We start from the raw sequence: 12,717 nt of genomic DNA, 5'->3' as shown, positions 1-12,717 counted from the left end.
TCGGCAGGACTCGAACGGGGACCCGCCCCCGCGAGCCCACCTCACAGGGCGTCGTCCCGGTGGGCCGGGTGGGCGCGGTAGAGGTCGCGCAGCAGGGCGATCTCGGCGTGGTGGTGGATGATCTCGCGGTTGACGTGCAGGGCCAGCGCCGCGAACGGGCGCTGCGCCCACTCCGCGGTTTCGGCGGCTCCCACCGGGGCGGCGAAGTCGGCCTCGCTCAGCTTGCGCACCTCGCCGCACCAGCGCCGGTGGGCGCGCTCCAGCCGGTCGAGGGCCTGGGCGGCGCCGCCCGGCCACACCGGCTCCTCCGGCGGCACGGCGCTCCCGCCGAAGTGGCGGTCGATGCGCGCCTCCAGCACCACCACGATGACGTGGCTCAACCGCCAGGCGATGGTGGTGACCGGAGGAGGGTCGGGCTCGGGCCGGGCGAAGTCGAGCCCGAACCCGCCGTCGGGGCGCGGGCGCACCGACCAGCAGCCCTCGACCGGCTCCCAGAAGTACTCGTCGTCGTCGAGCCCCTGCAGCCTGGGCCGCATGGTGCGTGCCCAATGGGACTCCAACTGGCCGAGGATCTCCGCACCCCACTCCGGCGCCGCCATGGCCGCCCCTTTCCGTGCCGCTCCGCCGATCCCGATCCGCCGTGCTCCCGCTTCGCCGACCCCGGCGCCGTCTCCCATTCCCGCGCCTCCCACCGGCCTCTCGGACGGACGGACTGCTCAGCCGCTGCGGCCGAGTCCGGCGAGGACGCCGGTGGGCTCGCCGCTCACCTCCTCGTCGGGGTAGGGCCACCAGGCCATGTCCGCGAGTCCGGGCTCCACGAGGGTGAAGGGCTCGAACACCGACGCCGCGATCTCCCGGCTGTGCGGGTCGCGCGCCTCGGGTACGGGCTGGGCGATGGCGACGTGCCCGCCGCGGCCCATCCGGGCGTGCAGCGCGCGCACCAGGTCGTGGACGAGGACGCCGTCGCGCCGCAGCGCCGTGGTGTCGGTGATGAGGACGCCGACCGGCTCGGCGAAGTCGACGAGGCCGCGCTCCGCGAGCCGGTCCGTCAGCGCGCCGGGGTCCATGCGCTCAACGGCGACCACGACCGCCGCGGTGTCGTCGGCGCCCACGCGCCCGGCGCGCAGCGCGGCGCTGGACTCGGCGTCGACGTAGACGACCCGGGAGCCCGGCGCGTACTCGCGCGCGGCGCGGCCGACGCCCTCGTCCACCGGCAGGCGCGATCCCAGGTCGACGAACTGGCGGACGCCGGCGTCGGCGGCGAGATAGCCCACGGCCCGGCGCAGGAACCCGCGCCGGGCCTCGATCAGGGTGCCGCCGACCTGCGCCGGCACGCGGCCGTGCGCGCTCGCGGCCGGTCCGGCGGCTTCGCCCGCCCCCGCCGAGCGGCCGCCGGCTCCGGGCCCTCCCGGGTCCCGGCGCGCGGGGTCGGTCGGCGGCCCGAACGGCGCCCGGCCCCGGCGCTCGGCCATGTCCACTACGCGCTGGTCGCCGACCTCGGCCGCGGGCCGCTCGTCGCCGGTGTGCACCGCTCGCCGGTGGTCAGTCACGGTCGCGCTCCCCGGGCCGTCGGCCGGTGCCGCGGGCGCCCGGCGCCGCCGTGGGGCGCGTGGTTCGCACGGCCCGCGGGTCCGGGACGGTGGCCGGTCGCCGCCGCACCTTCAGTTAGCGCCCGATGTTACCGGTTGTGAGGCAGATCATTCACCATCGGAAAACTTCACGGTTCTTTTCCCGGCGGCCCCCTGGCGCTCCGGGCCCGAGGCCCCCGCACCGGCGCGGCGCCCCGCCGGGCGCGGCCCCCGATTGACACGCCGCGGCGCCGGTCGGGAATACTGTGAGGCGCCTGCCCTCCCGCCGAGGGCGCCCGGCTTCCCCCGGCCGCCCCATCAGGCGCGAGACTCCAGCACACCGGGAGATCCGCATGTCCCAGGGGCATGTGACGCGTAGCGTCGCCGCCGACGGGCGGCGGCGGGTTACGGGAGGGGGCGCTGTGCGCGCGAACGACGGCATCAGGCCGCTGCTGGAGGATCCGGGGATCATCCTCGTCTCCGGCTATGCCCGGCTGCCCGACACCGTGGCGAGCCATTCCCAGTACGAGCGGCTGGGCGTCGTGCTCGCGGTCGACGTGGCCGACGGCAGGATCGTCGCCGCCGACACCACCCTGCTCACCGACCTGGCCAAGGAGTTCTTCCGCGCGCTCGTCGAAGGGCTGTCGGTGACGCGGGACATGACCGAGATCGTGGACCGCGTGCAGCGCCGCTACGCCGGGCAGTCCGGCGGCGCGCTGGCCACCGCGCTGCGCCGCTGCCTGGAGGCCTTCCACCAGCGGCGCGCGGCCGAGCCGGCGCAGGGCCCCGGCGCGAGCGGGCCGGCGTGACCGGGCAGGAGCGCTCCGCGCCGGGGGCGCGGCACGCGTCCTCCCCCTCCCCCGCCTCCGACGAGGGCCCTGCCACGCCCGGGCGCCCGCTGGAGGGGGTGCGGGTGGCGGACCTGTCCCGCGTGCTGGCCGGCCCCTACGCGACGATGCTGCTGGCCGACATGGGCGCCGACGTGGTCAAGATCGAGCACCCCGGCCGCGGCGACGACACGCGCGCGTGGGGCCCGCCGTGGGCCGGCGGCGAGGCGAGCTACTTCCTCGCGGTCAACCGGAACAAGCGCAGCCTGGCCGTGGACCTGAAGGACCCCGAAGGGCTCGCCGCGGTGCAGGAGGTCTGCGCGGGCGCCGACGTCGTCGTGCAGAACTTCCGCCCCGGCGTGGCCGACCGCCTGGGACTGGGCTACGCCGGCGTCAGCGCGCGCAACCCCGCCGTCGTCTACTGCTCCATCAGCGGCTTCGGACCGGAGCACGAGCCGGCCGAGCGGCCCGGCTTCGACCTCATCGTGCAGGCCGAGAGCGGGTTCATGGCCGCCACCGGCGAGCCCGGCGGCCCGCCCGTCAAGGCCGGTGTGGCGATCACCGACGTGCTCACCGGGCTCAACGCCGCTGTGGCCGTCCTGGGCGCACTGGTGCGCTCGCGCGCCACCGGCCGCGGCGAGCACGTCAGCGCCACCCTGGTCAACTCGGCCCTGTCGGGGCTGGCCAACGTCACCCAGCAGGCGCTGGTCACGGGCACCGAACCCGAGCGGGTGGGCAACACCCACGGCTCCATCGTGCCCTACCAGGCGTTCGCCACCGCCGACGCCGACATCGTGATCGCCGCCGGAAACGACGCGCTCTACGGGCGGCTGTGCTCGGTGCTGGGCCGCGACGACCTCGCCGCCGACCCGCGGTTCGCCACCAATCCCGACCGGGTGGCCCACCGCGCGGAGCTGGTCGCCGAGATCGCGGCCGAGCTGCGCACCCGGCCGGCGGCCGAGTGGCTGGAGGCGCTGCTGGCGGCCGGGGTCCCGGTCGGGCGCGTCCGCGGCGTCCTCGACGCCGTCGGCAGCGCCCAGTCGGCCGGCGACGACGTGCTGCTGCGCGCCGAGCACCCCGCGGCGGGACCGCTGGACCTGGTGCGCGCCGGGTTCCGGCTGGATTCGGCGGCCGCAGGCGAGCGCACCGCCGCCCCTCCGCCGCTGCTGGGCGAGCACTCTGCGCGGGTACTGGCCGAGTCCGGCGTGTCCGACGAACGCGTCGCCCGGCTGATCGACCGGGGTGCCGTCCACCAGGCCCGGCGCGAGGGCGCCGGCCCCGGCGGCGCTCCGCCGACCGGCTGACCGCCCCGACACCCCGCCGGGACCCGCCGCGCCGCCGGCTCGGTCCCACGACCCGACCGCCATTTCGAGGAGGCACCGCCCAGATGAGCGACCAGCACCGGCCCCAGGCGCCCGACCCGCAGGACTTCCTCGCGCTCGACGCGACGCTCTCGGCGGAGGAGGCCGACATCCGCGACACCGTCCGCGCCTTCGCGAACCGCGAGCTGCTGCCGCACGTCGCCGACTGGTACGAGGCCGGCACACTGCCCGACCCGCGCGGCCTGGCCCGGGCCTTCGGCGAGCTGGGCGTGCTGGGTATGCACCTGGAGGGCTACGGGTGCGCGGGCGCCGGGGCGGTCGCCTACGGCCTGGCCTGCCGCGAGCTGGAGGCGGTCGACTCCGGGCTGCGCAGCTTCGTGTCGGTGCAGGGGTCGCTGGCCATGTACGCCCTCCACCGTTTCGGCTCCTCGGAGCAGAAGCGGGAGTGGCTGCCGCGGATGGCGGCGGGCGAGGCGATCGGCTGCTTCGGGCTGACCGAGCCCGACTCCGGCAGCGACCCGGGGTCGATGCGCACCCGTGCCCGGCGCGACGGCGCGGACTGGGTCCTCGACGGCACGAAGATGTGGATCACCAACGGCTCGGTCGCCGACGTAGCGATCGTGTGGGCCGCCACCGACGAGGGCGTCCGCGGGTTCGCGGTGCCCACAGACGCCCCCGGCTTCACCGCCAACACGCTGCACCGCAAGCTGTCCCTGCGCGCCTCGATCACCTCCGAGCTCGTCCTGGAGGGGGTGCGGCTGCCCGGCGACGCGCTGCTGCCCGGATCCGCGGGCCTGGGATCGCCGCTGTCCTGCCTCAACGAGGCCCGGTACGGCATCGTGTGGGGCGCGGCCGGCGCCGCGCGCGCCTGCTACGCCGCGGCGCTGGACTACGCAGGTACGCGCGAGCAGTTCGGCGGGCCCATCGCCGGCTTCCAGCTGACCCAGCGCAAGCTCGCCGACATGGTGCTGGACGTGAACCAGGCGGGGCTGACCGCGATGCGCATCGGCCGGCTCAAGGAGGAGGGCGCCTGCCACCGCAACCACATCAGCCTGGGCAAGTTCGGCAACGTCGCCGCCGCCCAGCGGGTGGCGCGCGCCGCCCGCTCCCTGCACGGCGCCAACGGCATCACTCTGGAGTACCCGGTGATGCGGCACATGGCCAACCTGGAGACGGTGGCCACCTACGAGGGGACCGAGGAGATCCACGCGCTGAGCATCGGCCAGGCGGTGACGGGCGTCTCGGCGTTCCGGTGAGGCGCCGCAGGGTGCGGGCGGTCCGCGGAAGCACCAGAATGGGGGACAACCGAGCAAGGGAGACGTCGATGCCAGACCAGGCCGGCCGCTTTCCCCGTACACGGCTGCGGCGCACCGCCAACGCCGTCATCGCGGGCTTCATCACCTACGGCATCAGTCCCGGCGAGATGCGGCTGCTGACCACGCGCGGCAGCAAGTCGGGCTTTTTGCGGACAACGCCCGTCAGTCTGGTGGAGAACGACCAGGGAAGGTTCCTCGTCGGCGCGTACGGCGAGACGGGCTGGGTGCGCAACATCCGCCGCGACGGCTTCGCCACGCTGCGCCGCGGCGGGTGGATCGAGCTGATCAGCGTCGTGGAGACCGGGCCCGAGCGCGCGGCGCGGGTGCTCAAGGAGTACCTGGACCATCCGCGCGCCGCGGTGGTGGCCGGCGAGTTCACCGCCGCGCCGGACTCCCCTGTCGAGGCGTTCGGGCAGGAGGTCGAGACCCACCCGGTCTTCGAGATCGTCCGCAGCACCACGGTGCGCCTGTAGGGCGTGTTCGAGGGGTCCCTCCGCAACGGGCGGCGCACGCGGATGCGCCGCGCGCTCCGAGCGCGAAACGCCGCTTCGCGGCGCGAGTCGCCGCCACGGGGACCGGTACCGCCCTCGCACGGCCGATGAGGGAGTCGGGGCGGGTCCCCGGCCGACTGGCGCGCAGCGGGAGCGGTGCCGGCGCGCCGCGCAATGGGCCGGCGGCCCGCCGAACGCGCCCGAGAACAGGGGGTCGGCCGCCCGCGCGGCGTACGACCAAAGCAGCACACCGCCTCGGCACCCGGCAGGATGTGTCGGACCGTTCCGTGCGGCCACGCTGGGCGTTCGGGAAGGGCACTCGCCCCTTCCGGACGTCTTCCGCGGCGCACGAACGGAGCATTCAACGATGGACACCACCTCCGCCGGGGCCCGGGCCCGCCCGGCGCCGGAGGCCGTACGGGGGCGGCTTCCGCTGCTGGACGTGCTGCGCGGCACGGCCATCCTCGGCACGCTGGCGACCAACATCTGGGTCTTCACGGCCCCCGGCGCCGAGATGAGCCTGCTCAGCGGGTCGGTCCAGTTGGTCGACGTGCGCGGGGTGCTGTCCGACCCCTCGGCGGGGGCCGCGGCCGAGGCGCTGATGCGCTTCGCCGCCAACGGCAAGTTCCTCGCGCTGCTGACCCTGCTGTTCGGTGCGGGTCTGGCGGTGCAGTTCGGCTCGGCCGCCCGCCGGGGGCGGCGCTGGCCGGGCCGCTACACGTGGCGTGCGCTGTTCCTGTTCGTCGAGGGGACCGTGCACTTCATCCTGGTGTTCGCCTGGGACGTGCTGATGGGCTACGCGGTGGCGTCCCTGGTGGCGGCCTGGGTGCTGACCCGGTCGGCGCGTGTCCGCTCGGCGGTGATGTGGGGGGCGGGCGCCCTGCACGCCGCGGTGATGGGCCTGCTGACCTGGGCGCTGGCGGCGGCGCCGACCGCAGCCGCCGGATCGGGGCCGTCGCCGGAGGTGGTCCGCCTCTACGCCGAGGGCGCCTACACCGAGCAGGTGGCGGCCCGGCTGCAGAACGCGGCGGTGCTGCGGATCGAACCGGTGCTGACGTTCTTCCTTCTGCTGTTCTTGTTCCTGGCGGGTGTCCGGCTGCTGCGGGCCGGGGCCTTCGACCCCGGCCCCGCGGGCGCGGCGCTGCGCACCCGCCTCCTGGCGTGGGGGCTGGGCGCGGGAGTGCCGCTCAACGCGGCCACCACGCTGGCCGGCGACGCGTTCTTCCTCGTCGACCGCTACGTGGCCGCACCGGTGGTGGCGCTGGGCCTGGTCGGGCTGGTCGGCACGCTGCTCGACCGGTCCGGCGGCGACGGTTCCGGACCGCTCTCACGGCCGCTGGCCTGCCTGGGCCGGACCGCGCTGACGGGCTACGTGCTGCAGAACGTGCTGGCGACGGTCCTGTGCTACGGGTTCGGGCTGGGCCTGGCGTCGCGCCTGGCGGGGTCGGGGCCGTGGTGGGTCATCGGTCTGTGGGCGGGCATCTGCCTGTTCCTGCTGGCGGGCTCGGTGCTGTGGCTGCGCCGCTTCGACCAGGGCCCGCTGGAGGCCCTGCAGAAGGCGGTGCTGAACCGGATCCCCGAGCGCGAGCGGTCGGCGGGGGCGCGGGTCAGCCGGTGAACAGGCGCGCCGCCGTGGTACTGACGCGCAGGACGGCGTAGCCGAGGAGGATTGCCACCACCGCCCACGACGCCACGAGCAGCGGGAGGGTGCTGCGCGACGCGCCCTCGTCGGTCCGCGGCGCTGCTCCGCTCGGGTCGGGAGCCGCGGCAGCCTCGGCCGCCGGTGCCGCCGGTGCCGCCGGTGCCGCCGGTGCCGCTGGCGCGGACTCCTTCTCGGCGGGCTCGAAGAAGCGCGCGTTCACGCGGCGGATCAGCAGGTTGGCGGTGAACCCCACGACCAGCAGCCCGACCATCGTGAACAGCGGCGCCTGATAGGCGTCGCGAGTGAGGGTGCCGGGCTCGCCCTGGGCGTCGAGGAACGCGTTGATGATGAGCGGTCCGGCGATGCCCGCCGCCGACCACGCGGTCAGCAGCCGGCCGTGGATTGCGCCGACCTCGTAGGTGCCGAAGAGGTCGCGCAGGTAGGCGGGCACCGTGGCGAACCCGCCGCCGTAGAAGGAGATGATGATGCCCGCCGTGGCGACGAACACGATGGTGGAGGTGCCGCCGACGGTCGCCATCAGGATGTAGAGGATGGCGCCCGCGCCCAGGTAGAAGGCGTAGATCGGCTTGCGCCCGACGATGTCGGAGGTCGAGGACCACACGAACCGGCCGGCCATGTTGAACAGCGACAGCACTCCCACGAACCCGCCTGCGGCGGCCGCGGTGACGGCCGAGGTGCCCGAGGCGTCGCGGAAGAAGTCCTGCAGCAGCGGGCTTGCGTGCTCCAGGATGCCGATGCCGGCGGTGACGTTGGTGAACAGCACGGTCCACAGCAACCAGAACTGCGGCGTGCGCAGCGCGTTGTTGGCCGAGACCCCGTCGGAGCCGGCCACCGGAGCGTGGTTGTTGGCGGCCGGGTCGTACCCGGCGGGCCGCCACCCCTTGGGCGGCACGCGGACCAGCGCCACGCCCATCATCATCAGCGCGAAGTAGCCCAGTCCGAGGGTGACGAACAGGCCCACGAGCGCGCCGCCGGAGGCCACCGAGCCGGGGACCGTGGCGTCGTAGGCGGGGTCGTAGAGGGCCATGAGCTGGTTGGACACCGGCGAGGCGACGAGCGCGCCGCCGCCGAAGCCCATGATCGCCAGTCCGGTGGCGAGCCCGGGCCGGTCGGGGAACCACTTCATCAGGGTCGAGACCGGGGAGATGTAGCCGATCCCCAGGCCGATGCCGCCGAAGAAGCCGTAGCCGAGGTAGAGCAGCCAGAGCTGGCCGGTGGCGATGCCGAGCGCGCCGACGAGGAACCCGCCGCTCCAGAACGCGGCCGCGACCAGCATCGCCTTGCGCGGCCCGTTGTGCTCGACCCAGGTGCCGCCCAGCGCCGCCGACAGCCCCAGCATCACGATCGCGATGGAGAAGATGATGCCGATCTGGGTCTGGCTGGCGTCGAAGTGCTCGACCAGCGAGTTCTTGTAGACGCTGGTGGCGTAGGCCTGCCCGATCGACAGGTGCACCGCCAGCGCAGCGGGGGGTATGAGCCAGCGGTTGTAGCTCCGGGGAGCCACGGATCGTTCCCGGTCCAGCACACTCAACGCGGACAAGCGGCCCCCTCAGCGCGGTCTCGGGCCGTCTCGGCCCGGGGTTTGGGCACACTGCGCCGGGTGCATGCGGCGCGCACACTAGTTCGCATACCGCATACAGCCGACTGCCGGAATGATGCCACGAACCGAACATTGAGGGAACCCGCGCGCTCGGGGGAAGTGTGCAGCCCTGCCGCCCCGGGCCGGCCATCCTGACGTCGTCGCCTGAGACGGATGCCGGTGATATCCGTGGGGCGGCCGGCCCGATAGCGATCCTCAGCCGATGAGTCGGCGGTAGCGCGGGAACCCGGCCGCGTTCAGAATGAGCTTCCCTTCCGGCAACGGGAGTTCGATGCCGTCACAGAAGTCGTGACCCGATTTCTGCGCGTAAACGCCGTGGGAAGGCTCGGAGTAGGCCGTGATATCGCCCGTGCGGGGGTCGACCAGCAGGTACACGGGGATTCGCCAAACGCGTACACCTCCGGAAGGACATGGAGATCCTTCGTGGCGTTGCTTGGGGGAACGACTTCGGCGACGAGGTGCATCTCCACCGCGGGGAGCACCTGGTTTCCGGTATCGAAAACCTCCTTCGGCGCCACGATGAGGTCCGGCACCGCGAAATCGCCCCCGGTGACGCAAGGAGCGATGGCCGCACCGGCGGTGGTCGAGCGCATGGAGCGCGGCAACTGCTCGTAGAACTGCTCCGTCGTCTCGCTCGCGATGCCGACGTGCTCAGCAATCGGCGCTGCGGTGAGGTGGATGCGTCCGCCGAGAATCTCCACCTTTGAGCCCTCGGGAACCTCCATCTACTCGGCGATCTCGCGAACCAGGTCGACCTCGACCGTGTGCGGACGCTCGCATAGTCCCATGGTCGCGGGCATTCCCTTCTTCTTCCCGTTCACGCTAGCGAGGCGGTCCGACCATCGGATACTGCTTACGGCGACTGACCGGATACGGCGAATATCCGCGTTCCGCCATCATCATGTCTGCGACCATGCTTACGCCCTGCCGTCCGCATGCCGGAAACCGTGGAACCGCGCCGGTTGGGCGCACGCGAAAACGCGCCCGGCCGCGGCCCTCGACGGGCCGCGGCCGGGCGTGCGTCGGTGCCGGGCGCCCCCAAAATCGGCGGGCGCTCGCGCCGGATTTCGGGGTTAGGCGCCCGCGGCGGACTTCAGGGCGGCCGCGCGGTCGGTCTGCTCCCAGGTGAACTTCGCGTCCTGGCGGCCGAAGTGACCGTAGGCGGCGGTGCCGGAGTAGATCGGGCGCAGCAGGTCCAGGTCGCGCACGATCGCGGCCGGGCGCAGGTCGAAGACCTCGTCCACGGCCTTCTCGATGACCTCGGGGGCGACCTGCTCGGTGCCGAAGGTCTCGATGAAGACGCCGACCGGGTGCGCCTTGCCGATCGCGTAGGCGACCTGCACCTCGGCGCGGTCGGCCAGGCCGGCCGCGACGATGTTCTTGGCGACCCAGCGGGTGGCGTAGGCGGCCGAGCGGTCGACCTTGGACGGGTCCTTGCCGGAGAAGGCGCCGCCGCCGTGGCGGGCGTAGCCGCCGTAGGTGTCGACGATGATCTTGCGGCCGGTGAGACCCGCGTCGCCCATCGGGCCGCCGATCTCGAAGCGGCCGGTGGGGTTGACCAGCAGCCGGTAGTCGTCGGCCTCAAGGCCGTAGCTCGCGACGATCGGCGCGATGACGTGCTCCTTGACGTCGGGGGTCAGGAGCTCGTCGATGTCGATGTCGGGGGCGTGCTGACTGGAGACGACGACCGTGTCCAGGCGGACCGGCTTCTGGCCCTCGTACTCCACGGTGACCTGGGTCTTGCCGTCGGGGCGCAGGTAGGGCACGGTCCCGTTGTGGCGGACCTCGGAGAGGCGCTCCGCCAGAGCGTGGGCGAGCTTGATCGGCAGCGGCATGAGCTCGGGGGTCTCGTTGTTCGCGTAGCCGAACATCAGGCCCTGGTCGCCGGCGCCCTGCTTGTCGAGCGCGTCGTCCTCCTTGTCGACACGGGCCTCATAGGCGGTGTCGACGCCCTGGGCGATGTCGGGGGACTGCGCGTCGAGGGAGACCGAAACCCCGCAGGACTGGCCGTCGAAGCCCTTGGCGGAGGAGTCGTACCCGATCTCCAGGATCTTCTTGCGGACGATCTCTTGGATGTCGACGTAGGTCTTGGTGGTGACCTCACCGGCCACGTGTACCTGTCCGGTGGTGATCAGGGTCTCGGCGGCGACCCGGCTGGCCGGGTCGTCCTTGAGCATCGCGTCGAGGATCGCGTCACTGATCTGGTCGGCCATCTTGTCGGGGTGGCCTTCGGTGACCGACTCGGAGGTGAAAAGGCGACGGGACACGTTGAGTGACTCCTTGCAGCGGCTGCTGGCTGACAGTTGTCGGCTCGGCTCGGCCATCACGGAGGGGAAGGGGGTCTCCTCCGCGAAACCGACCGACGCGGTTGGTTTCTGGGGACCACTGTAGTGGGGCGGTGCTCGGCGCGCTCGGGCGGCCTCGCCGCTCGGGCCGCACAACGTCGGCCCCCGAGGCGGGGCGGCATCGCCACGTCAGCGCGGAATGCCTACTCAGGCGGCAACCCGCGGAGTGTGACGCACGACACAGCCGAATTTCCGATACCGCCCCGATCATGCCCCTGTGCTGGGAATTTCCGTAGCGGAGAGCGAAACGGGAAGCTAGACACGCAACACGGAGCCCGGCGCGGCGCGATCGCGGAGTGGTCGGACCACCGCCGTTTCGATCACCCGGGGTAACCGGTGCGGCCGCTACGGGACCGTGTCGGCGGGAGCCAGGCGCGGGACCACGAGGTCCCAGACGCGGTCGGCCAGATCCTCCTTGGGACCGCTGCCGACCTCGGTGGCCGACCCGTCGGCGGCCAGCACCACCGCCTGGTTGTCCTCGGTGCCGAAGGCCCGGCCCTCGCCGACCTGGTTGACCACCAGCAGGTCGCAGCCCTTGCGGCGCAGCTTGGCGCGGCCGTTGGCGAGCACGTCGTCGGTCTCGGCGGCGAAGCCCACCACCACCTGGCCGGGGCGCCCCCGCTCGGCGGACAGCCGCAGCAGGACGTCGGGGTTCTCGACGAGCTCGACGGGGGCGGGCCCCTCCCCCGTCTTCTTGATCTTTCCGGTCGCGGTTTCGGTCGGCCTGAAATCGGCGACGGCGGCGGCCATGACGACGGCGTCGGCGTCGCCGCTGCGGGCGAGCACGGCGTCGCGCAGCTCGCGGGCGGTGCCGACGCCGACGACCTCGGCGCCGGCGGGCGGCGGAAGCGCGACGTTGGCCGACACCAGGCTCACGCGTGCGCCGCGGGCCAGTGCGGTGGCGGCCAGCGCGTAGCCCTGGCGGCCCGAGGAGCGGTTGCCGATGAAGCGCACCGGGTCGATGGGCTCGCGGGTGCCGCCGGCGGTGATGAGCACGTGGCGCCCGGCCAGGTCCGCGGGGAGGCCGCCGCGGGCGAGCACGCGGCGCGCGGCCGCGAAGAGGGCGTCGGGCTCGGGCAGCCGGCCGGGCCCGGTGTCGGCGCCGGTGAGCCGCCCCGCGGCCGGCTCGACGACCACGGCCCCGCGCGAGCGCAGCGTGGCGACGTTGGCGCGGGTGGCCGGGTGCTCCCACATCTCGGTGTGCATGGCCGGGGCGAAGACGACGGGGCAGCGCGCGGTCAGCAGCGTATTGGTGAGCAGGTCGTCGGCGAGGCCGTGGGCGGCCCTGGCCAGCAGGTCGGCGGTCGCCGGTGCGACGAGCACCAGGTCGGCGCGGCGGCCGATGCGCACGTGCGGGACCTCGTGTACGGACTCCCACACCCCGGTGGCGACCGGGCGGCCGGAGAGCGCGGCCCAGGTGGGCTCGCCCACGAACCGCAGCGCGTCGGCGGTCGGGACGACGTGGACGCTGTGCCCGGACTCGGTGAGGCGGCGGAGGAGCTCGCACACCTTGTAGGCGGCGATACCCGCACCGACGCCCAGGACGACCTCGGGCCTATTGTCGATGTTCACCAGGAGATCCCAG

General features: G+C 73.6%; 11 protein-coding genes. 5 read left to right on the top strand and 6 right to left on the bottom strand.

The window, feature by feature from the left end:
- Positions 1 to 41: 41 nt before the first annotated feature.
- On the bottom strand, positions 42 to 599 hold the full coding sequence (locus ABEA15_RS01830; RefSeq protein ID WP_344148441.1) for a DinB family protein: 558 nt from the start codon (positions 597 to 599) through the stop codon (positions 42 to 44).
- A 117-nt stretch (positions 600 to 716) separates the two neighbouring features.
- Positions 717 to 1,550: an SAM-dependent methyltransferase gene (locus ABEA15_RS01825; RefSeq protein WP_345555177.1), complete on the bottom strand. Its 834-nt coding sequence runs from the start codon at positions 1,548 to 1,550 to the stop codon at positions 717 to 719.
- Between the two features lie 440 nt (positions 1,551 to 1,990).
- Here ABEA15_RS01825 and ABEA15_RS01820 point away from each other — a divergent pair, with 440 nt between their 5' ends.
- From ABEA15_RS01820 to ABEA15_RS01800, 5 genes are all read left to right on the top strand, one after another.
- Positions 1,991 to 2,377 (top strand): DUF3870 domain-containing protein, encoded by a 387-nt coding sequence (locus tag ABEA15_RS01820; protein WP_345555176.1) that lies wholly within the window; start codon positions 1,991 to 1,993, stop codon positions 2,375 to 2,377.
- The gene (locus tag ABEA15_RS01815) at positions 2,374 to 3,699 is read left to right on the top strand and encodes a CaiB/BaiF CoA transferase family protein (protein ID WP_425579347.1); all 1,326 of its coding nucleotides are present in this window, start codon (positions 2,374 to 2,376) and stop codon (positions 3,697 to 3,699) included. Before ABEA15_RS01820 ends, ABEA15_RS01815 begins: the two co-directional genes overlap by 4 nt.
- Positions 3,700 to 3,782: 83 nt before the next feature.
- A complete protein-coding gene (locus ABEA15_RS01810; protein ID WP_345555174.1) occupies positions 3,783 to 4,973 on the top strand; it encodes an acyl-CoA dehydrogenase family protein in 1,191 nt (396 codons plus the stop codon).
- 68 nt (positions 4,974 to 5,041) lie between these two features.
- Positions 5,042 to 5,506 carry a nitroreductase/quinone reductase family protein gene (locus ABEA15_RS01805; protein ID WP_344148453.1) on the top strand — a complete coding sequence of 155 codons (465 nt, stop codon included), beginning with the start codon at positions 5,042 to 5,044 and terminating at the stop codon, positions 5,504 to 5,506.
- Positions 5,507 to 5,891: 385 nt separating this feature from the next.
- Positions 5,892 to 7,142, top strand: a complete 1,251-nt coding sequence (locus tag ABEA15_RS01800; RefSeq protein ID WP_345555173.1) for a DUF418 domain-containing protein — start codon at positions 5,892 to 5,894, stop codon at positions 7,140 to 7,142.
- Here ABEA15_RS01800 and ABEA15_RS01795 read toward each other — a convergent pair.
- The 4 genes from ABEA15_RS01795 to coaBC form a co-directional block, all read right to left on the bottom strand.
- Positions 7,132 to 8,718 carry an OFA family MFS transporter gene (locus tag ABEA15_RS01795; protein ID WP_345555211.1) on the bottom strand — a complete coding sequence of 529 codons (1,587 nt, stop codon included), beginning with the start codon at positions 8,716 to 8,718 and terminating at the stop codon, positions 7,132 to 7,134. The two genes, ABEA15_RS01800 and ABEA15_RS01795, sit on opposite strands and share 11 nt — an antisense overlap.
- Positions 8,719 to 9,023: 305 nt before the next feature.
- Positions 9,024 to 9,512 (bottom strand): hypothetical protein, encoded by a 489-nt coding sequence (locus ABEA15_RS01790; protein ID WP_345555172.1) that lies wholly within the window; start codon positions 9,510 to 9,512, stop codon positions 9,024 to 9,026.
- Positions 9,513 to 9,860: 348 nt separating this feature from the next.
- Positions 9,861 to 11,054, bottom strand: a complete 1,194-nt coding sequence (metK, locus tag ABEA15_RS01785; RefSeq protein WP_311543525.1) for a methionine adenosyltransferase — start codon at positions 11,052 to 11,054, stop codon at positions 9,861 to 9,863.
- Between the two features lie 423 nt (positions 11,055 to 11,477).
- Positions 11,478 to 12,704 carry a bifunctional phosphopantothenoylcysteine decarboxylase/phosphopantothenate--cysteine ligase CoaBC gene (gene coaBC / locus ABEA15_RS01780; RefSeq protein ID WP_344148464.1) on the bottom strand — a complete coding sequence of 409 codons (1,227 nt, stop codon included), beginning with the start codon at positions 12,702 to 12,704 and terminating at the stop codon, positions 11,478 to 11,480.
- Positions 12,705 to 12,717: the final 13 nt, after the last annotated feature.

Origin of the sequence: Streptomonospora halophila, from assembly GCF_039542725.1 — a bacterium.
In the GTDB taxonomy this organism is placed as follows: Bacteria; Actinomycetota; Actinomycetes; order Streptosporangiales; family Streptosporangiaceae; genus Streptomonospora; species Streptomonospora halophila.
Note: the sequence above shows the minus strand (reverse complement) of the source record. Positions and strands in the feature narration are given on the sequence as shown.

What these genes read in the sequence shown, in the direction of transcription:
- ABEA15_RS01830 (WP_344148441.1), bottom strand. Translation starts at nt 599, where the DNA reads ATGGCGGCGCCGGAGTGGGGTGCGGAGATCCTCGGCCAGTTGGAGTCC.
- ABEA15_RS01810 (WP_345555174.1), top strand. Translation starts at nt 3,783, where the DNA reads ATGAGCGACCAGCACCGGCCCCAGGCGCCCGACCCGCAGGACTTCCTC.
- ABEA15_RS01805 (WP_344148453.1), top strand. Translation starts at nt 5,042, where the DNA reads ATGCCAGACCAGGCCGGCCGCTTTCCCCGTACACGGCTGCGGCGCACC.
- ABEA15_RS01800 (WP_345555173.1), top strand. Translation starts at nt 5,892, where the DNA reads ATGGACACCACCTCCGCCGGGGCCCGGGCCCGCCCGGCGCCGGAGGCC.
- ABEA15_RS01790 (WP_345555172.1), bottom strand. Translation starts at nt 9,512, where the DNA reads ATGGAGGTTCCCGAGGGCTCAAAGGTGGAGATTCTCGGCGGACGCATC.